Below are 20,516 nucleotides of genomic sequence, written 5' to 3'. Positions count from 1 at the left end.
AAGAAAGCTATGCTGACACATAGTTCAGAAATGTGACGCGTTAATGGTAAAAAGCCCCTGCGCCAATACACAGGGGCAATAATCAAAACTCGCGCTTGACAATAATATAACCATTAAAATTGACAGAGCACTCGTCATCATTAATTAATAGCGAAGCTAAAGTGACAATGTGTTTATTTTTGTGGTTAATATAATCATACTTTACAATTATATTTTTAGCATTACTTTCCATAAACATTTGTTTTCCTTTATCGAGCGAAAAAAAATGTGTTGGTTCTGTACTATAGTTCTTTCTTGCCAGAGTTTCAGCAAGCTCAGGCGTTACATTGTTAGTACTCAGGAGTGACAACTTTGTTTTATCAACTAAAATGTCACTTTCTTTGATATCTAAATCTGCAACAAGAGCATCGGTCATACTTACCCCGACGCTTCTGTTAATATCAAGGCATGATTCAGGTGTTACGCCCGCAGATGCATTAGCACAGATAATAAAGGTAAAAAGAGCGGAGTTTTTTATCATTTCACAATTAACTCCTGATCATGACTTTCAGCAATCTTTTTCCTGTCATATAACCTGGTAACAATACAACCGTTAGATGCTGTCCCTTTACCATTATCACCATGAATAAGGAAACCATCCCGGTCACACATGCTATTCCCTGGATGAGGAGTTAAACGTATGACATGTTTCCCCGCTTTTGGATGCGTGGCTTGCATTCGCCCAATATGGTATTTTCCTCGAGGCAGAGGGCCTTTAAATTTAACGCATTCAAATGCTACATCATCTTTATACCCCCGCGCACCAGCGTACATAGCCTTAAACTGGAACTTACCATTCAGGTAAAAAGATTTAGTCATCACTTCATAAACCCATGCCATTGTTACTCTCCTTGTTTACACCAACTGTTGATTTACTCCTGCAACATGCATTTTAAACAGAATTCATTTACTGGTTTCCATAGCAGATAAAGGAAATTGAAGGATCTTATAACAATAATCAAAAGAGGGATTGATTTTGTCCGAAATTGGCATAGTATCTCTCCAAAGTAGGATTTCTGTGCATACGCCACTTATGAATTGCAAACCTCGCCACGGCGGGGTTTTTTGCTGTTAGCCCTGTGGCAAACGCGGCATACAATTATCACTGTGATGCTTCAGCCCACTTTTAATATTACTCTTTTAATTTGTGATGGTGTTCAACCTTTTTTGTTTTTTTATTTAATTGCCGCTCCAAAAAGTTCTTAATTTATTTTTATTAAATATATAACTGCCTGTATATATTGTTTTTTATTGTAGCTTTAGGCAAATGGTTACATAGATTGACGAATCCCTGACAAAAGAGTAAACCTGTTTATGCCTTATCAAGAAGCAAATGGTGGGGCATATATTTAGGTTGATAATTGGAGGAATGATAGCCGGATCATTGGGCGGTTTGGCTGGTATAGCCGTAGGGCTGGCTGGTGGCGTTATCTCTGGTGGATGTTTCAAGAATAGCGGCAACGGCGGAGGCGGTGGTTCCGGTTCAAACAATTCAAATTGTTCTGGCGACTCTTGTTCCTTTTAAGGACGCTTAAAGTGAAAGAGAAATTGATTTACTGCCTCGCTATTTTTTTTGGGGTGCTTCTGGCATCATCGCTATTGAGTGGTGCAAAGGTAATGTTTACTAATTGGTATGCATTCCCTGAAGAAATATCACGCTTCAGTATAATGATGATTTGCTATATTGGTGTGGTTAAATTTATTCATTTTATTTTTTCGATCTTGATTAAGAAATAAACGTAATTTATATAAAAAATTTCACTTTAAATATTATATTATATGGCCGCCAGATGCGGCCTTTTTAATGCTTGTTAGAATGGCTATTTGTTTATAAAAGGAAAGCTTTCCACGTATATATTGCAGGCTTACTTCGGTGGGCCTTTTTTATTTAAGGTTTTTATATGACAGAACAGTTAAGCACCGGTGCAACCTCCGGATAAGTCGCTGGCTGGGGGCTCATTACTTCCACGCTGGCAGGTTTTATAACGTCAGTAGATTATTCAATCACATTCGGAGCACTTGCGGACGCGATCTGTATTGTCGTCACCGGGCTAATCCTTTTTTATGGCAATTTTGCGCTGCTTTGGCTTTTCGGGCATTACAAGGCGTCGGCATGGCAGGCCACAGCCGTGAACCTAAGGAAATGGCGACGCAGTAAATATAAATACTCAATAGATTTACAGCGGCTTTTGCATATTTTTCCCACGAAAGGCCGGCCGCAAAATACGTTGGTAGCGTCAAATATGAAAAACCACACGCTTGCCTGAAAGCAGCTCTACGTCCAGGGCGGTTTTGTGATAAAAGAGGGCGCCTTTTGTAACCGCTTATACGGGGTTATGGTGACAGGCAGTAATATGAGCCGATCCCGGCTGTATTTACTGCTTCCAGGCTAGTCGGGGGAAGCTGCGCCAGGATAAGAATTGCTGTCCTGAGCGCATATTTTAGTGATGTCCGTTGGGAGCCAGAAGCGTTCCTTCGCCATGATTCCGTATATCCTGTCGAACAGCTGTCTGGTATTAACACATGCAGTGAACGTCTGTTTGCGACCACGCAGGTGCGAGCATTGAACGGCACGCTTAGAGTAAAGATGCCGCCCGTTCTGCGGCACCACCAACAATGACGCCTCCGTGCCTTTCAGCGATATGTTGAACAAGGCCCGTGCCTGGTCGAAGGACAGTCGCCCACTGAACAACCTGTTTACTTACCTGCCGACATCGACATCTGTTGGGCGGACTTCAGGTGCTGCTCAACGACCGGCGTATGCGCGTCGGCCAGGGCCTTCACATCCGCATCCTTAATCTGCATGGCGTCACTTTTCAGCTTCGCCAGCACCATCTTGTGGTCTTTAGTGCCGGCGTTTTCCATATACATCTTGTCAAATGCGTTGCCGCTCTGCTTTTCCAGTTTAGCGGCTATGGCCTTGTGGCTGGCGTCCGGCTCAGTCGGCAGCGTCACGCCCTTTTGCTGGGCGACGGCCTGTACTTTGGTCAAGGCGGCGCCGTGATCTTCGACCATCTGCTGAGCGAATGCTTTGACATCGCTGCTTTGGGCCTTGCTCAGCGCGAGCTTGGCAGCGGCGATTTCATTGATATTGGCCTGCGCCATGTCTTTCACCGCTTTTTCGTCGCCGGCACTGAGTTTGGCGCTCGATCCTGCCTGGCCCGCGGCGACATTCTGCGCGGCGCTCGTTGGCGTCTGGGCCTGCACGCCGACAGTGTTGAACATAGCGGCCGCTGCCGATACGGCCAGCAGCATTTTCAGGGTTTTACTCTTTTGCATGTTGTTCTCCTGATGGTCGTGGGTAGGGTGGGTATTTGGGAACTAACCGTGCTCAGATTCGTAGGTAAATTACACCAGCAATGGTCAGTATAGTGGATCATCGGGGCGAGTCAGGGTCTGCAACGAGAACGGCAGCAAATGATGGAGGCAAAAAAGCGGGAATGGCACCTGTGTCACGCGCCAGAAGTTGATAGGGGCGTAGGCGGCAGGCCGGAAAATTCTGTGCTGTAAACGTGTACAGAGAGAAACGTTTCTGTGGCCCTGCGCCTGTTCATCATTGTTTGACTCATTCTGTTATATAGATCACTTTTTAATAACAGCGTTCGGGCACGGCGCCGTTTTCCGGCAGCGGTAAACCCTTTGTATGCTGTTGCCGGGTACCGGCAGGGCCAGAGGCCTAGAGCATAATAAATTTTTGATAAAAATCAGGGTCGTTTTTCGGAAGAGAAGGGCTGTATCGCCCGATTTTTTGCAGAAAAGCTGTCGGCTTTTGGCCTGAATGGTGCGTCCGGGACGAGGAAAAGACGATCCGCTCAATTTTCTGCCTGGGCCTGCTGCGCCCGAAAAACGCAGCTACATTTTGTTATCTGAAATCAAGCGGAGAACTGTATGAATAACAAGCACGTATTGCTGGTCGGTGCAAGCGGCGTAGTTGGCTTTGCCGCTCATGATTCCTTCCATAAAGCGGGCTGGCAAATCACGACTCTTGGGCGTTCGCCGCACAGCCCTCATTCTTCTCCTCATATCAGCGCCGACCTGACCTCTTCAGAGGATCTTAAACAACACCGCGAAGCGTTTGAAACGGTGACGCATATCTTTTACGCGGCGTTGCGCCAGGATCCTAATCCGGGCGTGGAAGCGGATATTAATGCGTTGATGTTTGAAAACCTGATCGGCGCAGTGCGCTCGTCAGGCAATGCGTTGCAGCATATTATCTTTATTCAGGGCGGCAAGGTTTATGGCGCTCATCTGGGCGTTTACCGCACCCCGGCACGGGAAGAGGACAGCCGGCATTTTCCGCCTAACCTCTATTTCCGGCATGAAGACTATGCGAAGAAGATTGGCGAGGAAGGTATTGGCTGGACTGCGCTGCGCCCGGATATTGTTATCGGCCACTCATTCGGATCGCCCATGAACCTGGGAAATCTGATCGGCGTGTACGGGACGATTTGCCGCGAAACGGGAACCGCTCTGCATTTCCCCGGCCCGGATGACGCCTATCGCAATACGCTGGTGAATATCACCGACAGCCGCATTCTGGGGCAAAGCGCTATCTGGGCTGCCGAAAACGCCAAATTCGGCGCGTTCAATATCACCAATGGCGACGTGTTTCGCTGGTGTCATGTCTGGCCAAAACTGGCTGACTGGTTCGGTGTGCCGGTCGGCGAGGCGCAGCCTGTCTCGCTTAGCGAACGTCTCAGCGGGCTTAAGCCTCTCTGGTCATCCATCGCCGATAAGGCGCAGCTGAAGGAGAAGAATATCGATAAGCTGGCGCTGGGCGGATTTGGTGATTTCATCTTCCATGTGCAGAAAGATGCCATATTTGACGTCACCAAAGCGCGCCGGGAAGGATTTGACGCCATGATCAGGCGCTCCGATGACGTGTTGATCGAGCATCTGGAAGCCATGCGCAGCAGTAAACTTATTCCCTGATATGCAAGGCAGCCCGCCGTCTGGCAGGCTGCCGATCCACTCTTGCGGCTGGCTTTGCAACGGCTGAGTTAATGCCCTGATAATCGCTCAGGAAACGATGCTTACCGAAATGCTGAGGTGTCTGAAAAAGTTATCAGGCATCGTTTTTTCCAGAATCTGCGCCCAATCCATCAACCAGATAATATCAGCCATATCGCGCCACTTTATCGTGACATCTTCCTGTGCCAGACCGCGTATAACGTTGAACACCTGTCCGACTATCTCCGGAACAAGTGCTGTGGTCTGGTCATCAAACCGCCTTACCAGTAGCTGCATCGCCACACATTACTGCTGTCCGGCTGCTATCTGCGCCAGATAAGCGTCTAATCTTTGTCAGAAGCAGGCATTGCTTACAAATATATAGCAACCGGCAAAGTACAAATAACTGATGAGCCAAATGGCTAACTAAGTGCGCAGAATTTTTTTGAAAAAGATAAGTACAGGTTGGAATAGAGCGCATAAAAAAGCCCCTTTCGGGGCTCTTTTATGCGCTATACATCCCCTGCTTCTTTGGGCGACCCCCGCCAAAGACTGAGGAACGTTTAACGCGAAGGCTACTATCACTGGATGCCACATAGCGACCATTGACAATTTTAATCTCGCCGGAAGCAAGCTTCTCTCTCACATCTCGACCTGCTGCTGCCTGCAGACGTTTGCCCATTTCAAGAGTAAGGCGTTCCACTGCGGCGTTGTTAAGGCTGGTAACTTTGAGTTGTGACGACATAACTTCTTCCTCCTGCGTCTATATCGGTATATGCGTTCCAACCGATAAACGGGCTGAACAGCCTGCTTGTACGGTGCCCCTGAAGACCGAGTGCTCGCGAATAAATTACTGAAAGATCAGTGCCTCGCTCATGCTCTCTATCTTCCGCGGCGCTGAAAACATATGCACCTGCATCGCAAATATTATAATGGTCATAAATTATACTTGCAACGTTTTGGAGCACACGCCCACCCGCTAATCCGTCAAACTTAACATGCTTAAAGCCTAAAGGTGAGTCTGTTACCGGGTCAATAGTGTCAAATAGTACTGCCCAGACACTATTGTTCTGTGGGAAACGAAACTGTGGGAACGCATGATTCAACTTTATATGTTTTGCTTCTAAATCTGCCAGCGTCGGCAATTCTTGAAAGCCGATCCCGTAGAGTTGCCCGCAATATAAAAACTTGCGATAGACCATCCCTCCCGCCAGAGAGTCATCGAAGGGATCTGGCCACTGTATCCGATTGTTCACCTGGCTTCTCCTTGCCGCAAACTGATAACTATTCAACTAAATGGCAGTAAATTAAATAAAATAAAAGTTACCTAACCCCAATTATTCAGATCCAAAGAAATTTGCTCTTTATAATCCTATGTTAACTATGTATGGAATCACAAATCTTCATTAAATGCTTCTAAATGTGCGCTTCTCGCTCGTAGCATACGGGGAGCGCCTGGCGCCTGTCCACTTAGAGCCAGGGCGTTGCTAACCGCGTAGTATAGTAATCTGTAGGAAGCTGGTGCCTGGAGGTTTAAATGCTTTATAGCTGCATGAATGATACAAAATGGAATGAAATCCGTCTGGCAATGGTGAACATGACATCGCCTCCTTTATGGAAAACGACCTCTCTCGATGGCTATGGATCCGCAGTGGATGGCGAGTGGTTTTACCATTTCAACGTGGGCGGCTATTCGGATATCCACTATCTTGATATTTTGACAAATTCAGTTGAGCAGCACGTGGAAGTTGGCGTTATTCTTCGCGCTATTCATCTTCCCGGTATTGAAACTTCAACCGGCTACAGGATTTTTGGATACGCGGATCCGACCAGCTATATAGGGTATCTTTAGTTGGGCAGCATCAATAAGCGGCCAGCGGGATTATTAATGATAAGGTAAAATTTGTGTCCGTTTCTCGCTCAAAACAGTAGCCACACGGTATCTGATTTTCCCATGACGTCCGCTCCCACAAAGCGGACGTCACTTAAACATTCAGGGAACCCGATCACGCCATCTTTTAAATCAAATCGGTGGCGCCAATCGCGCTTTTTTTACGGTCGGCCACTTCCTTCAGCAGGGCGAAAGCAAAGATCACCATCCCCATCAGCGGCAGAACGGCGCCATAGCTGGCGGTCTGCGTCATCGGATAGCCCTGCTGCACCACCCAGGCACCCAGAAACGCACCCAGCGCGTTGGCGATATTAAAGGCGGAGTGATTCAGCGTCGCGGCGAGCGTTTGCGCTTTTCCGGCCACCTGCATCAGACGCACCTGTAGCGGCGCGCACAGCGCCAGATTGGTGCCGATCAGGAAAGCCCCCAGCAGCAGGCCGCTGACGGAAGAGACCATCAGCGGGAACAGGGTCAGCACCAGCACGCTCCAGGCCAGAATACAAAAAATAGAGAGCATGATTTTGCGGTCGGCCAGCTTGCCGCCAGCCAGATTGCCCAACACCATGCCCAGACCAAAAGCGAACAGCACCACCGGCAGCCAGAGCGTAGAGAGGTGCGCGGCCAGCGTCAGGATCGGCGTGATATAGCTGATCACGGCAAACATGCCGCCAAAGCCGATAGCCGCGATGCCCAGCGTTAGCCAGATGCGGCTGTTCGCCAGCCCGCGGATCTCTTTCAGCGGCGAGCTTTGCGCTTCCTCATGCTGCTGTGGGAAAAGTTTAAAAATCAGCAGCGCATCGGCCAGTGACAGCAGCGACACGCAGGCAAAGGCCCAGCGCCAGTCCAGGTGTTCGCCCAGCAGCGTCGCCGCGGGATTCCCCAGCAATGAGGCCAGCGTCAGGCCGAGCATGACTTTGCCCACCGCCTGACCGCGCCGGTTTTCTTCCACCAGCGAAGCGGCCGCCAGCGCCGCCACGCCAAGAAAAGCGCCGTGCGGCAGGCCGCTGAGAAAACGGGAAATCACCAGCGCGTGGGCGCTGTCCGCCAGCATGCTGCTGACGTTGCCGCCTAAAAATAGCGTGATAAAAATCATCAGCTGATGCTTGCGGCTAAGGCGCGCGGTGCTCAGGGAAAACAGCGGCGCGCCGATCACCACGCCCAGCGCGTAGTAGCTGATAAAACGGCTGCCTTCGGCCAGGCTGACGTGCATCGCTGCGCTGACCTGCGGCAGCAGGCCCATGATCACAAATTCGCTCAGGCCGATGGCGAAGGCGCCCAGCGCCAGGGCAAACAGCAGCGGGCCGACGGCGCGCGCCGCAGGGGAAGTTGGGTTTTCAATAGTCATAAAAAGTCTTAATAAGAGAGGCTAAAACCTGTGCACAACGCGTGACGGGGACGATGAGGGCAGGGCAGGCAAGAGTAGTTATTATTGCCGGCTGGCAGCGTGCCGCCGGAAGGCGCTGAGTTTACCGTGTAGCGGCAGGGATAAACAAGCCGGGCCGCGTGGATGGCCCGTCAAAACGTTAGCGCAGGGCGCTTTATTCGGCTGGCTATCTGTCTATATGACCCAAATCCCGCTCGGGAAAACAGTAGTTCCGCACGCGCTGCTTCAGCTCTTTCACTTCCGGAAAGCCGCCATCCACTTTGCGATCCCACAGCAGATGACCGTCAACGGCAATTTGATAGATGCCGCCCGTGCCCGGCACCAGCGTGACCGAAGCTAAATCGGTGCCAAAAGTATGCAGCAGCTCCTGCGCCATCCAGCCCGCGCGCAGCAGCCAGTTGCATTGGGAGCAGTAGTGAATAGTGATGGCAGGCGTTGTCATTAGCGTAGTCCGGCAAAAAAGGGGAGCACCATCTTCTGGTTGGTGAGAGGCGCTGTCAAGCCCGCGACTGCTTGCCTTTTCCCGGATTGTGAATTCTTTATGGAGATTGTTGATAACATAAATCAATATGATTATCATTCGCATTTATTGAGGTCAGGGATCGACTATAACCAGGCGCGGCGGGCGTCAGTACCGCTTTTGGCAGTGATGTGAGTCGATACTAATAAAGAAAAAGGCTTACCAGCATGTACAAGAATCAGTGTTCTCAGGGAATTTTCCATCGATCCGTGCTGTTTACGGCACTGGCGGCGGCCGGTTTATCATCAGGTGCGCAGGCGGCGGACGCGCGTGCCGCAAATGAGCAGCTGACCGTTGCCGACACGCACAGCGAACCACAGATGGTGGTCACCGCGCCCCGACAGGTAAAAGAGGCGGGCAGCCAGACCACCCTCACCGCAGCGGAAATGCAAAAAAAAGGGGCTAACGACTTCGGCTCGGTAATGCGTTATGAACCGTTGATCGGCGCGACCGGTGCCAGCGGTGGATCGGGCGCGGGCAAAAGCGGTTTCGATCGCGGCGGCTATACCGGCTACAACATTCGCGGCCTGGAAAGCAACCGCGTGGGGCTGGAGGTGGACGGCATTCCGCAGCCGGAAGCGGCCGGGCGCAGCTACGCCAGCCGCGCAGGTCTGAACACCTTCAGCATTGGCCGCGATTATATCGATCCTTATCTCTACGGCCTGGTAGAGATCGAATCCGGCGCGACCTCTACGGAAAAAGCCAACAACGCCATTGGCGGCGCGGTCTCCTTCCTGCCGAAATCGGCAGATGACTACCTGTCGCCCTATAAATCGACTTATTTCGGCTATCGGTCCGACTACGACTCCGCCAACCGCAGCTGGCACAACGGCATAACCGCTGCGGCAGGCGATGCCACGCTGCGCGGCATGTTCGTTTACAGCCGTCGCGACGGCCAGCAAACGCGCAATAACAGCGATACGCTGGCGGCTTATCCGGCCAACTGGCATTCAAACGCGCTGCTGGCTTCCGGCATCTGGCAGCCCAACGACGAGCACAAGCTGACCGGCACCGTCGATTATTATGACAAAACCAACCACACCCATTACGACTCGTGGGACAGCAGCGGCAACACCATCTGGGGAACCGCGCAGCAGCAAAGCAATACCCGCCGCTGGGGCATCAGCCTGAAGGATGAGTGGACGCCGACCAGCGATTTGCTCGACAGCCTGACCTCCCGACTTTATTACCAGCAGACGCAGGCGCACGACAATACCCTGATGCCTGCCAGCGCGACGGCGATGGAGCGGGTTTATTCCGATTACAATGTGGATATCCGGGGCGTGGAAACCCGGCTGATAAAAACCCTGGGACGCCACGAGCTGAGCGGCGGCCTGAACGCGACCGTCACCGACACGCAGCGGCCCTTCCGTCAGACGCCTGCGCCCAGCCAGTACAGCGTCATCATGCAGCCGCAGGCCGACAGCCGCGGCTATCTGGCGGGCGGTTACCTTCAGGATAAAATCCACTTCGATCTGAACGGTCACGACTTCAGCGCGGTGCCGGGCGTGCGTATCGCTTACCAAAGCATCAGGCCGCAAAACCTGAGCAGCCTGGCCACCGGCAGCACGGCTATTACCGAAGCGGATCTGCAAAAGCTTTACGGGCAGAAAAATAGCGATACGCAGGTGCTGCCATCGCTGAGCCTGAACTACGATCTGACGCCGGATCTGATGACGTATGTGCTCTACAAGCGCGGCGCGCAGTTCCCCAACGCCAGCCAGCTGTACGGCTCCTGGAACCTCGGCTCCAGCTATGCGGGATCCGCGCAGTACGCGCTGATCGGCAACAGCGCGTTAAAAACGGAAACCAGCAATAACCTGGAGTGGGGGCTGAAAGGCGAGGTGGCGAAAGGCGTATCGCTGAATGCCGCCATGTTCTACAACACCTACGACAACTTTATTGCCTATACCCGCTACACGCGCGCCGGCAGTCCGGCGAAGTTCAGCCGGGTGCCGTCGAATATTTACACTATCTATCAGGCAGAAAACCGTGATAAAGCTTTTATCTGGGGCGGCCAGCTTAGCACCAGGCTTGATGTCGGCAGCTGGTTTAGCGAGGTTAACGGCCTGAGCGCCACCTTTGCGCTGGGTTACAGCGAAGGCAAATCAAAATCCAGCTACGCTGGCGACAGCTATGTCGATTTAGACAGCGTGGCGCCGGTCAAAGCGATAGTGGGCGTAGCCTGGGACGATCCGGCAAAAGTCTACGGCGCTGCGGTAACGGCGACCTTTGTTAAGGGCAAGCGGGCGACCGAAACCAATCGCGAAAGCTACAGCAACAGCGGCGCGGCGCTGGCCGGGTCGGACGAGGAATACAGCCGCGTGCCGGGTTACGGCATGGTGGATATGACCGCCTGGTGGCAGGCGGCGAAAAACGTGCGCGTCAGCGGCGGTATCTATAACCTGACCGATCGTAAATATTGGGACTACCTGAGCAGCCGCAACCTGACGGAAAGCACGCGACAGGATGCCTTTGATAAAGCGCTGGCGGTGATGCCGGGCCGCACCTTCCAGCTGGGCGTCAATGTGGATTTCTGACCGCCTTAACTTTGCCCCGCGCTCGAGGCTTAATGGCGTAGCGGTAATGCCGGTTTCACAGTTAAGGCAACTTTGCCCCGCGCGCGGGGCTTAATGGAGAACAAGCGATGAACCTTTTACAACGTTACAGGCAGCTTAAAGCCGACCACCCGAAAAAATACGCCCGCGACCTGGCCGCGCTGCTGGACGTCAGCGAAGCCGAGCTGACCCATGCCCGCACCGCTTTCGACGCGGCGGCGCTGCGGCCGGATTTCAGTGCGCTGCTGGCCGCGCTGGAAGCGGTGGGCGAAACCAAATCGATTACCCGCAACGCCTTTGCCGTGCATGAACAAATTGGCCGCTACGAGAATTTGCATCTGGGCGGCCACGCCGGGCTGGTTCTGAACCCACGCGCGCTGGACCAGCGGATCTTTCCGCAGCGCTGGAAAAGCGCCTATGCGTTGCGTGAGGAGACGGCGCGCGGCGAACGTCACAGCATTCAGATTTTTGACGCGCACGGCGACGCGGTACTGAAAATTTACGCCACGCCCAACACCGATATGGCGGCCTGGCAGGCGCTGATCGCCGACTATCGCCTGATGGAAACGCCGGAGCTGGAGGTGATCCCGGTGACGCCTGCCAGCGTTAGTCCGCAGCCGGACAGCGCGGCTATTGAACAGGAATGGCGGGCGATGACTAACGTGCACCAGTTTTTCGGCCTGCTGAACCGCCACGGCGTTTCGCGCCAGCAGGCTTTCCACGCCGTTCCCGACGATCTGGCGCAGCGGGTGGACAACAGCGCGCCCGGCGAGCTGCTACGGCAGGCCAGCCAGGACGGCAACGAGATCATGATTTTCGTCGGCAATCGCGGCTGCGTGCAGATCTTTACCGGCGTGGTGGAGAAGCCGGTATGGAGGGAAAACTGGCTGAACATTTTCAATCCCACCTTTACGCTGCATCTGATGGCGGATCGCATAGCGGAAAGCTGGATCACCCGTAAGCCCACGGCTGACGGCTTTGTCACCAGCCTGGAGCTGTTTGCCGCCGACGGCACGCAGATCGCCCAGCTGTTTGGTCAGCGCACCGAGGGCCAGCCGGAACAGGCGCGCTGGCGCGAGCAGATCGCCGGGCTGACGAAGCAAGGAGCGACGGTATGAGGCTGTGGCTGATAGCGCTGCTGGCGCTGCCTTTTGCGCTGATGGCGGAAGAGCGAGTGGTAACGATCGGCGGCGACGTCACTGAGATTGTCTACGCGCTGGACGCCCAGCAAACTTTGGTAGCACGGGACTCCACCAGCCTGCGGCCCGCGCTGGCGACCAAACTGCCGGACGTGGGCTATATGCGTCAGCTGAATGCGGAAGGCATCCTGGCGATGCGGCCCACGCTGGTTATCGCCAGCGAGCTGGCTAAACCCTCGCTGGCCTTACAGCAGGTTGAGCAGGCCGGGGTCAGGGTGGTCACGGTAACGGGCGAGCCGACGCTCCAGGCGATCCATAAAAAAATCGCTACCGTTGCAGGCGCGCTGCATAAAGAAGAGGAAGGCAAAGCGCTGGACGCCAGGCTGGACAGCCAGCTGGCCGCAATGGCGAAAAAACCGCTGCCGGTCAAAGTGCTGTTTATCCTTAATCATAGCGGCATGAAGGCGATGGCGGCGGGAACGGAGACGGCGGCGGACAGCGCCATTCGCAGCGCGGGGCTGATTAACGCCATGGGGCAGGTGCCGCGCTACCAGCCGTTGACCCAGGAAGGTATCGTGGCCAGCGCGCCGCAGCTGGTGGTGATTGGCAAAGACGGCCTGAAGGCGATGGGCGATGAAGAGCGTATCTGGCAGCTGCCGGGACTGGCGCTGACGCCTGCGGGCAAGCAGCGCAACCTGCTGGTGGTGGACGATATGGCGCTGCTGGGCTTTGGTCTGCAAACGCCGGGCGCTATCGGCAAACTGCGTAAAGCGGCGGAAGCGACGCTGCCATGAGGAAAATGACGTCGCGCGGGCTGGGGATCATGCTTGCGCTGACGGTGGCGACGGCGCTTTTTGCCGCCAGCATGGGCGCGATGCGGCTGTCGCTGCCGATGGTCTGGCAGGCGTCCGCCGACAGCCTGGTCTGGCAGATCTGGTGGACTATCCGCCTGCCGCGCGTGCTGCTGGCGGTGCTGGTCGGCAGCGCCCTGGCGGTTTCCGGCGCGACCCTACAGGGGTTGTTTCGCAATCCGCTGGCCGATCCCGGCCTGTTGGGGATCAGCAGCGGCGCGTCGCTGGCGCTGGCGCTGGCCGTAGTGATGCCGCTGACGCTGCCTGCCGTGCTGGCTTTATGGTGGCCGATGCTGGCCGCCTTTGTCGGCAGCCTGGCCGTGACCCTGATGATTTTTTTGCTCAGCCGTCACGGCCGCACCACGCTCTCTCGCCTGCTGCTGGCGGGCATCGCTATCAACGCGCTCTGCGGCGCAGCGGTCGGCTTGCTCTCCTGGATCGGCAACGATCAGCAGCTGCGTCAGCTTTCGCTGTGGGGTATGGGATCGCTGGGACAGGCGCAGTGGTCAACGGTGCTGGCCAGCGCCGCGCTGATCCTGCCGGCGCTGCTGGCGACGCAGTGGCAGGCAAAGCGGCTCAATCTGCTGCAGCTGGGTGATGAAGAGGCGCACTATCTGGGCGTCGATGTGCAACGCACGCAGCGCATCGTACTGGTGCTCAGCGCGCTGATGGTGGCCGCAGCGGTGGCGGTCAGCGGCGTGATCGGTTTTATCGGCCTGGTGGTGCCGCACCTGATCCGGCTGGGCACCGGCGGCGATCATCGCTGGCTGCTGCCCGCTTCGGCGCTGCTCGGCGCCATACTGCTGCTGATAGCCGATACGCTGGCGCGCACGCTGGTGGCGCCTGCCGAAATGCCGGTTGGCCTGCTGACCAGCCTGCTGGGCGCGCCGTGGTTCTTATGGCTGATTTTGCGTCGGCGGGAGGGCGAATATGACTGATGCTTTACAGGCGCTCGATCTTTCCTGCCGCTCAGGGGCGCGGCTGCTGATCGATCGGGTTTCGCTGACGCTGACGCCGGGCGAAATGGTCGCTCTGATTGGCCCGAACGGGGCGGGGAAATCCACGCTGCTGCGGCTGCTGACGGGCTATCTCTCGCCGGATTCAGGTCAGTGCCTGCTGAACGGCCAGGCGCTGGATAGCTGGCCGCGCGATCGGCTGGCGCGCGTCAGGGCGGTGATGAGGCAGCAAAGCCACGTCGAGTTTCCGCTCAGCGTGCGCGAGGTGGTGGCGATGGGACGTGCGCCCTGGCCTGGCCGAGCCAGTGCGTCGATGCTGGACGAAGTGATGCAGCTGACCGGCTGCGACGAGCTGGCCACGCGCGACTATCGACGGCTTTCCGGCGGCGAACAGCAGCGTGTGCAGCTGGCGAGGGCGCTGGCGCAGCTCTGGCACGACGATGGCCCGCGCGGCTGGTTATTTTTAGACGAGCCGACCTCGGCGCTGGATCTCTATCATCAGCAGCATGCGCTGCGTTTGCTGCATCGACTCAGCCGTAAAGGGCAGCTGGCGGTTTGCTGCGTGCTGCACGATCTGAACCTGGCGGCGCTGTGGTCCGACAGCATGCTGCTGCTGCACGAGGGCAGGCGAGTCGCCAGCGGCACGCCAGCGGAAGTGATGACCGAACCGACGCTGACGCGCTGGTATCGGGCCGAGCTACAGGTTTATCATCACGGCCCCACGCCGCAGCTTATGCTGCGGCGCTAGCGGCCGGGCTATTGCGCGGTCAGGTTGCTCTGTGGATCGGCGGTAGGGGCCATCGGTTTAACATCCGGCGGCAGGAAGATGTGGTCGAGAATATTTCTTACCAGCGGCGCGGCCGTGACGCCGTTGATGCCGCCGTTTTCCAGGATCAGCGCTATCGCCACTTTGGGCTTATCGAAAGGCGCAAAGGCGGTATAGAAAATATGGTCGCGCAGGCGGATCGGGATCGTTTTGGCGTTGTAGATCTGATTCTGCTTCAGGCCGAACACCTGCGAGGTGCCGCTTTTCGCCGCAATGCCGTAAGGCGCGGTATGGAAATATTTATAGCCGGTGCCGTTTGGCGCGTTGGCCATGCCGAACATGGCGCGGCGTACGATCCCCCAGTACGGCGAGTCAGGATCGCCGACCTGCTGAGCGGGCAGCGTCGGCTGCCAAAGGCTGACGTTTTTACCCTGTTTTTCCTCATACATCAGGTGAGGCTGGATAACGCGCCCGTTATTAATAAGCGTGGCCATCGCTTTCACCATCTGGATTGGCGTGGCAATCCAGTAGCCCTGGCCGATACCGACGGAAACGGTATCGCCCTGATACCAGCTCTTTTTATGCACCTTTTGCTTCCATTCGCGGCCTGGTAGCAGGCCGTTGTACTCCTCGTTGAGATCGATGCCGGTGGATTTACCGTAGCCGAACTGGCTGAGCATGGTATGAATGCGATCGATACCCATCATAAAGGCCACCTGATAAAAGAAGGTGTCCGCCGACTCTTCTATCGCGCGGGTTACGTCCAGCATCCCGTGTCCGGTTTTTTTCCAGTCGCGGTATTTGCGCTCGGTGCCCGGCAGCGTCCAGGTCGGCGCGCCGTAGAAGCTGGTTTGCGGCGTAATGACGTGATTCAGCAGTGCCGACATCGCCATATAAGGCTTAACGGTGGAGGCTGGCGGATAAAGCCCTTGGGTTACGCGGTTGATAAGCGGCAGATCTTTATTAGCCAACAGCGACTTGTAGGCTTTATAGCTGATGCCCTTCACAAAAGGGTTGGGATCGTAGCTGGGACTGGACACCATCGCCAGCACCTCGCCGGTTTTGGGATTTTCAATCAGGACGGCGGCCCGCTGGCCTGGCAGCTGCGTCTCCACGTACTGCTGTAAAGGAAGATCCAGCGTCAAATAAATATTTTTACCGGCAACGGGCGGCACCTCTTTCAGCACGCGGATCACCCGGCCGTGGTTATCCACTTCCACTTCCTGATAGCCGGTTTTGCCATGCAGTACCGATTCGTAATAACCTTCAATCCCCTGTTTGCCAATATTATGGTCGGCGGCGTAGTTCTCGCTAATCCCTTCTTTATCCAGCCTTTTATAATCGCTGTCGTTTATTTTAGAGACGTACCCCACCACGTGTGCCAGATCCGGGCCGTAGGGGTACTGGCGATCTTCATAACTGTTGATATCGACGCCGGTATACTTGAATTGATTAACAGAGAAACGGGCCACTTCTTCCGCCGATAGCTCGGTTTTCAACACCACCGGCTTGTAGCGGCTGGCGTTGTGCAGATTATGGGTAAACGTCTCGATATCGTCGGCAGAAAGATCGACTATTGGCGTCAGTTCAGCCAGTAACGCCTTCATATCATGCACTTTATAAGGCACAACTTCGATGTCATACCAGGTAACATTTTTTACCAGCGGCGTACCGTTACGGTCGAAAATAATCCCACGCGTGGGCGCGATGGGGATCATCTTGATATCGTTTTGATTGGAGCGCGTTTGATAGTATTGATTTTGCTCAATCTGCAGATGCCAGAGATTGATGCCAAGCGTGACAAAACCCGCCAGCACAACGCCAAAGGCCACCAGTGCCCTGCGAACAAACAGCTTTTCTTCTTCTGCAAAATCTCTGAATTTCATTCACTGCCAATCAGGTAGTCTTTTATTTACCCGCTACATGATAGAGATTACGCAACAAATCACGACCTGAAAGATGCGTCCCGGCCAGGTAAAGTGTGACATTTGTTGAAGTTGTAACAGAATGGCTGCCTTTTTTAAAAGAGTGATGATTATTACCGCTGCCGCTGCTCATAAATAATATTTATTTTTTCCGCCTTCTGGCGAAAATTTATGACCATTAAACGAGAATGCTGTTTCTGCTGATAACGCGCCGTGACTATAAAATTCAAATTATTTTTCCGCTCTGTTTATTATTTTTGGCTATCAGCCATACGCGGCTAATTCGACGTGGGCGTTTTATATTTTTTACGAACAGGCCTCTTTGGAGCAGTCTGAGTCCGTTACCCAAATTTATTGCTGATTTTGCCTGGCCTGCGGAAAGCCGCCTGCGTTAAGCGGAAAAGATCGGCCTGTGACCACGGCTGACGCTGATACCCACCCTGCGTACAGCATCAGCATTAACCGCTTAGTGAAGTTGCCAGCATTGGCGTAATAATCGACCGACATGACGTTGTCATCAGGCAACCTGTTTTACCGCCATCCATTAAGAGGTTTTTATGTCAGGGTTATTTTCCCCTTTTACCTTAAAAGACGTGACGTTACGCAACCGTATCGCCGTACCGCCAATGTGTCAGTACAGCGCTGAAGATGGGCTGAGCAACGAGTGGCACCGCGTTCATTATGCCAGCCTGGCCCGTGGCGGCGCAGGTCTGGTGATTGTCGAGGCGACGGCGGTTGCGCCGGAAGGGCGTATCACGCCCGGCTGCCTCGGTATCTGGAACGACGAGCAGGCTGAGAAACTGGCGATCATCGCCCGTGATATCAAGGCGGCAGGCGCGGTGCCGGGTATTCAGATTGCCCATGCGGGCCGCAAAGCCAGCGCTAACCGTCCGTGGGAAGGCGACGATCATATCGCGAAAACCGACCCGCGCGGCTGGGAAACGCTGTCGCCGTCCGCTACCGCTTTCGGTGCTAACCTGCCGCAGGTGCCGCACGAAATGACGCTGGAAGAGATTGCCCGCGTTCGCGATGATTTTGCCGTGGCGGCACAGCGCGCGCGTGATGCCGGCTTCGAGTGGCTGGAGCTGCATTTCGCACATGGCTATCTGGCACAGAGCTTCTTCTCCGTGCACGCTAACCAGCGTCAGGATCAATATGGCGGCGATTTCGAAGGGCGCAGCCGCTTCCTGCTGGAAACGCTGGCTGCCGTACGTACACAGTGGCCGGATAACCTGCCGCTGACGGCGCGTTTCGGCGTGATTGAATACGACGGTCGTGACGAAGAGACGCTGACAGAGGCGATTACGCTGACGAAAAAATTCCGCGAAGGCGGCCTGGATCTGCTCAGCGTCAGCATCGGCTTCTCCACGCCGGACGCTAATATTCCGTGGGGCCCCGCTTTCCTGGCGCCAGTTGCCGAGCGCGTGCGCCGTGAAGCGGATATTCCGGTGGCTTCCGCGTGGGGTATTGATGCGCCGTTAATTGCTAACGAAGCCGTTGAGAAAGGTCAGCTGGATCTGGTCATGGTTGGTAAAGCACACCTGGCCAACCCTAACTGGTCCTATCAGGCCGCGCGGGCGCTGAAAAAAGAGCAGCCTTCATGGGTGCTGCCAGCGCCTTATGCACACTGGCTGGAGCGCTATCGCGTTAGCGAGTAAAACCCTGGCAGAAGGTCTGGCGACCTTCTGCCGCTTTCTACTGTAGCCGGGAAAGCGACGATGCTGCGCGCCACGATGGCGGATCCCGCAACCCCAGATAGCTCTTGTTGAAGCCGGAATAAAGATTAAGAATTTCTTTATAGCAGACCAGCGCCATATCATTGATTTTCATCATCCCCAGTTTGCGTACCGCATTCTGCTTATGGGAGCTAATCGTTTTAACCGAAATATTAAATTTTCGGGAAATAAAGATAGCCGAGTGGCCGGAAGCCAGCTCTTTCAGGATCAGCGTTTCCTTTCGGGAGAGCTGATTGTAGTGTGAAGCTTCATAGTTCGGGATAGCTTTTAATAAAGGAATGTATTTTTTAAAGGTGCTTTTCTTGGAGATAAGCCAGTAAGGATGGAAGCCTTTATGCTCATCCTGTAAGGGAAGGTCGACAATAAAAACAATATTGATACCGAAATAATCAATATTTTTCGCCATGCCCAGTTTGGTATGGCAATTAGTAAAGTTGATATCAATGATCACGGTATCTTCTTTTGTTAACTTACCGGGGCGGAATTGAGTTAGCCAGCCTTCATAGCTAAATCCTTGCATCGCTATGCCATTTGCCGCCAGAAAGTATTTTAGCCCGGCCACAAAGTACATATCGTCGGAAATAACATATATGCACATAAATCCCTCTTTATCCTGTCCCTGTTACAGCTGAAAAAAAACCTCGCTTTTTTCAGTAGTAGTTAATGGTAAATGTAACGGTCGCATCTGCTCTTCCTGCACTTACGGTCGATTCGGTCTGAATGTAACGAGCGACAAGCGGCATAGACTGCGTGGTCGCCGCACTGTTTTGCATGCTGTAATCCTTGCTGCTGGCAAAATCTACCAGCAAGGGAGAAGCATCAGATTTATTGCCATAAGCCATCTGAATGCCGACGCCTGTGGCGCTGCCGCTGCCCGTTTTTATGCCAAGAATACCGTTAGCGCTGTCGATAATGGCGGTATTAGGTGACAGCGTCAGATTTAAAATGTTGTTGGTGATAGCACCCATGCCGCTGGCGCCGTTGTCGGAAGTCCAGGTATTTCTGCCGTCGTTCAGCGTCCCGTAAAAGCGAGGGCAGTTAACTAAGTTAATGGTGGCATCTTTCCATTCGGTGGTTTTCCCTGTTCCCGTAAAATACTCAGCGATGTCATATTTTCCCATCTCGACGGTGACGTCCGGCGTTTGACAGGTTTGCGAAACGATATTTATCGCCCCGGAAAAGTTCAGGCTCCCTAAATTTATCGCCGAAATACCCGGCGCCTCAAAATCATATTTCACCGTAGGCAGCTGCGATCCGATAAGCGTGCCAGGTGTGATCGCGCCGGTTTTAATCAGCACCACGTCAAATTCAAAGCCGCCCTCCGCGTTCCAAACGTTACTGTCGTATTGAGTTTCTCGCCGCCATGGCTGATAGCTGAAAGGAACGGTGTAGTAGGTCAGATTATAGGTATAAATAGCTATGCCTATACCCGCTACGCCGGTTTCATACACTTTGCCGGCGCGAAACGAGCTGTCTGACCAGTCAGACTCTTTGTTAGGCGTCGTGTTGCTGTAATACCAGTTAATAGTGGGTTGATAGCTCTGTGTATTATCGCAATAAATATTTGTAGGCCGGGAGGGCTTAAAATACTGGCGATAAATGACGGTGCCGTTACTGACCCCTGGCCCGATGGTCAGATTGCTGCTTTGTAAGGGCAGCGTAAAATTCATAACGCCATAGCCTTCCAGCAGGCGACAACTCAGGGCAAAAGCCTGCTGGCTCCAGACCATGGCGATAGCCAGCAGAGCGAATAACGGGGCGGACCGGCAATATTTTTGTATTAAACGACTCTTCATGTCTT

General features: G+C 54.1%; 19 protein-coding genes. 8 read left to right on the top strand and 11 right to left on the bottom strand.

Annotation, left to right across the window (positions count from 1 at the left end; genetic code table 11):
* Positions 1 to 82 precede the first annotated feature (82 nt).
* The 3 genes from QCD69_RS00270 to QCD69_RS00260 form a co-directional block, all read right to left on the bottom strand.
* Complete coding sequence (locus QCD69_RS00270) at positions 83 to 520, bottom strand: Shiga toxin A subunit (protein WP_301250611.1); 438 nt, start codon at positions 518 to 520, stop codon at positions 83 to 85.
* Positions 517 to 879, bottom strand: coding sequence for a tlde1 domain-containing protein (locus tag QCD69_RS00265; RefSeq protein WP_253458369.1), 363 nt, complete (start codon positions 877 to 879; stop codon positions 517 to 519). The genes QCD69_RS00270 and QCD69_RS00265 overlap by 4 nt, the downstream gene beginning before the upstream one ends.
* 1,857 nt (positions 880 to 2,736) lie before the next feature.
* Positions 2,737 to 3,318, bottom strand: a complete 582-nt coding sequence (locus tag QCD69_RS00260) for a DUF4142 domain-containing protein (protein WP_253458373.1) — start codon at positions 3,316 to 3,318, stop codon at positions 2,737 to 2,739.
* Positions 3,319 to 3,927: 609 nt separating this feature from the next.
* On the opposite strand from QCD69_RS00260, the gene QCD69_RS00255 reads away from it, so the two are divergent.
* Entirely contained in the window at positions 3,928 to 4,971 is a 1,044-nt protein-coding gene (locus QCD69_RS00255; protein ID WP_253458375.1) for an NAD-dependent epimerase/dehydratase family protein, read from the top strand.
* A gap of 87 nt (positions 4,972 to 5,058) precedes the next feature.
* On the opposite strand, the gene QCD69_RS00250 is transcribed toward QCD69_RS00255, so the two are convergent.
* From QCD69_RS00250 to QCD69_RS00240, 3 genes are all read right to left on the bottom strand, one after another.
* Positions 5,059 to 5,292, bottom strand: coding sequence for a hypothetical protein (locus QCD69_RS00250; protein ID WP_301250610.1), 234 nt, complete (start codon positions 5,290 to 5,292; stop codon positions 5,059 to 5,061).
* A 202-nt stretch (positions 5,293 to 5,494) separates the two neighbouring features.
* The gene (locus tag QCD69_RS00245; protein ID WP_253458380.1) at positions 5,495 to 5,734 is read right to left on the bottom strand and encodes a hypothetical protein; all 240 of its coding nucleotides are present in this window, start codon (positions 5,732 to 5,734) and stop codon (positions 5,495 to 5,497) included.
* Positions 5,703 to 6,245 carry a hypothetical protein gene (locus QCD69_RS00240; RefSeq protein WP_253458383.1) on the bottom strand — a complete coding sequence of 181 codons (543 nt, stop codon included), beginning with the start codon at positions 6,243 to 6,245 and terminating at the stop codon, positions 5,703 to 5,705. Before QCD69_RS00240 ends, QCD69_RS00245 begins: the two co-directional genes overlap by 32 nt.
* A gap of 281 nt (positions 6,246 to 6,526) precedes the next feature.
* On the opposite strand from QCD69_RS00240, the gene QCD69_RS00235 reads away from it, so the two are divergent.
* Positions 6,527 to 6,841 (top strand): DUF6678 family protein, encoded by a 315-nt coding sequence (locus tag QCD69_RS00235; protein WP_301250609.1) that lies wholly within the window; start codon positions 6,527 to 6,529, stop codon positions 6,839 to 6,841.
* A gap of 166 nt (positions 6,842 to 7,007) precedes the next feature.
* Here QCD69_RS00235 and QCD69_RS00230 read toward each other — a convergent pair whose 3' ends face one another.
* Both QCD69_RS00230 and QCD69_RS00225 read right to left on the bottom strand, forming a co-directional pair.
* Complete coding sequence (locus QCD69_RS00230) at positions 7,008 to 8,225, bottom strand: MFS transporter (RefSeq protein WP_253458388.1); 1,218 nt, start codon at positions 8,223 to 8,225, stop codon at positions 7,008 to 7,010.
* A gap of 205 nt (positions 8,226 to 8,430) precedes the next feature.
* Positions 8,431 to 8,706, bottom strand: coding sequence for a SelT/SelW/SelH family protein (locus QCD69_RS00225; RefSeq protein WP_253458390.1), 276 nt, complete (start codon positions 8,704 to 8,706; stop codon positions 8,431 to 8,433).
* Positions 8,707 to 8,951: 245 nt separating this feature from the next.
* On the opposite strand from QCD69_RS00225, the gene QCD69_RS00220 reads away from it, so the two are divergent.
* The 5 genes from QCD69_RS00220 (at position 8,952) to QCD69_RS00200 (ending at position 15,036) form a co-directional block, all read left to right on the top strand.
* Positions 8,952 to 11,324, top strand: coding sequence for a TonB-dependent receptor domain-containing protein (locus QCD69_RS00220; protein ID WP_301250608.1), 2,373 nt, complete (start codon positions 8,952 to 8,954; stop codon positions 11,322 to 11,324).
* Positions 11,325 to 11,431: 107 nt separating this feature from the next.
* Entirely contained in the window at positions 11,432 to 12,460 is a 1,029-nt protein-coding gene (locus QCD69_RS00215) for a hemin-degrading factor (RefSeq protein ID WP_301250607.1), read from the top strand.
* Positions 12,457 to 13,275: a heme/hemin ABC transporter substrate-binding protein gene (locus QCD69_RS00210; protein WP_253458396.1), complete on the top strand. Its 819-nt coding sequence runs from the start codon at positions 12,457 to 12,459 to the stop codon at positions 13,273 to 13,275. Before QCD69_RS00215 ends, QCD69_RS00210 begins: the two co-directional genes overlap by 4 nt.
* Complete coding sequence (locus QCD69_RS00205; protein WP_301250606.1) at positions 13,272 to 14,270, top strand: FecCD family ABC transporter permease; 999 nt, start codon at positions 13,272 to 13,274, stop codon at positions 14,268 to 14,270. The genes QCD69_RS00210 and QCD69_RS00205 overlap by 4 nt, the downstream gene beginning before the upstream one ends.
* A complete protein-coding gene (locus QCD69_RS00200; RefSeq protein ID WP_301250605.1) occupies positions 14,263 to 15,036 on the top strand; it encodes a heme ABC transporter ATP-binding protein in 774 nt (257 codons plus the stop codon). The genes QCD69_RS00205 and QCD69_RS00200 overlap by 8 nt, the downstream gene beginning before the upstream one ends.
* Positions 15,037 to 15,044: 8 nt before the next feature.
* On the opposite strand, the gene mrdA is transcribed toward QCD69_RS00200, so the two are convergent.
* On the bottom strand, positions 15,045 to 16,940 hold the full coding sequence (mrdA, locus tag QCD69_RS00195) for a penicillin-binding protein 2 (protein WP_253458402.1): 1,896 nt from the start codon (positions 16,938 to 16,940) through the stop codon (positions 15,045 to 15,047).
* A 596-nt stretch (positions 16,941 to 17,536) separates the two neighbouring features.
* Between mrdA and QCD69_RS00190 the strand changes: the two genes are divergently transcribed.
* Positions 17,537 to 18,637 carry an NADH:flavin oxidoreductase/NADH oxidase gene (locus QCD69_RS00190; RefSeq protein WP_253458406.1) on the top strand — a complete coding sequence of 367 codons (1,101 nt, stop codon included), beginning with the start codon at positions 17,537 to 17,539 and terminating at the stop codon, positions 18,635 to 18,637.
* 37 nt (positions 18,638 to 18,674) lie between these two features.
* Here the strand turns inward: QCD69_RS00190 and QCD69_RS00185 are convergent, their stop codons facing one another.
* Together QCD69_RS00185 and QCD69_RS00180 are read right to left on the bottom strand one after the other, a co-directional pair.
* Entirely contained in the window at positions 18,675 to 19,313 is a 639-nt protein-coding gene (locus tag QCD69_RS00185; RefSeq protein ID WP_301250604.1) for a helix-turn-helix domain-containing protein, read from the bottom strand.
* 52 nt (positions 19,314 to 19,365) lie between these two features.
* Entirely contained in the window at positions 19,366 to 20,511 is a 1,146-nt protein-coding gene (locus tag QCD69_RS00180; RefSeq protein ID WP_301250603.1) for a fimbrial protein, read from the bottom strand.
* Positions 20,512 to 20,516 lie beyond the last annotated feature (5 nt).

The organism is Erwinia sp. PsM31, from assembly GCF_030433775.1.
GTDB lineage: Bacteria > Pseudomonadota > Gammaproteobacteria > Enterobacterales > Enterobacteriaceae > Erwinia > Erwinia aeris.
Note: the sequence above shows the minus strand (reverse complement) of the source record. Positions and strands in the feature narration are given on the sequence as shown.

Coding starts and splice junctions, on each gene's coding strand:
- QCD69_RS00245 (WP_253458380.1), bottom strand. CDS start 5,734: ATGTCGTCACAACTCAAAGTTACCAGCCTTAACAACGCCGCAGTGGAA.
- QCD69_RS00260 (WP_253458373.1), bottom strand. CDS start 3,318: ATGCAAAAGAGTAAAACCCTGAAAATGCTGCTGGCCGTATCGGCAGCG.
- QCD69_RS00220 (WP_301250608.1), top strand. CDS start 8,952: ATGTACAAGAATCAGTGTTCTCAGGGAATTTTCCATCGATCCGTGCTG.
- QCD69_RS00265 (WP_253458369.1), bottom strand. CDS start 879: ATGGCATGGGTTTATGAAGTGATGACTAAATCTTTTTACCTGAATGGT.
- mrdA (WP_253458402.1), bottom strand. CDS start 16,940: ATGAAATTCAGAGATTTTGCAGAAGAAGAAAAGCTGTTTGTTCGCAGG.
- QCD69_RS00185 (WP_301250604.1), bottom strand. CDS start 19,313: ATGTGCATATATGTTATTTCCGACGATATGTACTTTGTGGCCGGGCTA.
- QCD69_RS00255 (WP_253458375.1), top strand. CDS start 3,928: ATGAATAACAAGCACGTATTGCTGGTCGGTGCAAGCGGCGTAGTTGGC.
- QCD69_RS00270 (WP_301250611.1), bottom strand. CDS start 520: ATGATAAAAAACTCCGCTCTTTTTACCTTTATTATCTGTGCTAATGCA.
- QCD69_RS00225 (WP_253458390.1), bottom strand. CDS start 8,706: ATGACAACGCCTGCCATCACTATTCACTACTGCTCCCAATGCAACTGG.
- QCD69_RS00235 (WP_301250609.1), top strand. CDS start 6,527: ATGCTTTATAGCTGCATGAATGATACAAAATGGAATGAAATCCGTCTG.
- QCD69_RS00230 (WP_253458388.1), bottom strand. CDS start 8,225: ATGACTATTGAAAACCCAACTTCCCCTGCGGCGCGCGCCGTCGGCCCG.
- QCD69_RS00190 (WP_253458406.1), top strand. CDS start 17,537: ATGTCAGGGTTATTTTCCCCTTTTACCTTAAAAGACGTGACGTTACGC.
- QCD69_RS00215 (WP_301250607.1), top strand. CDS start 11,432: ATGAACCTTTTACAACGTTACAGGCAGCTTAAAGCCGACCACCCGAAA.
- QCD69_RS00205 (WP_301250606.1), top strand. CDS start 13,272: ATGAGGAAAATGACGTCGCGCGGGCTGGGGATCATGCTTGCGCTGACG.
- QCD69_RS00200 (WP_301250605.1), top strand. CDS start 14,263: ATGACTGATGCTTTACAGGCGCTCGATCTTTCCTGCCGCTCAGGGGCG.
- QCD69_RS00180 (WP_301250603.1), bottom strand. CDS start 20,511: ATGAAGAGTCGTTTAATACAAAAATATTGCCGGTCCGCCCCGTTATTC.
- QCD69_RS00210 (WP_253458396.1), top strand. CDS start 12,457: ATGAGGCTGTGGCTGATAGCGCTGCTGGCGCTGCCTTTTGCGCTGATG.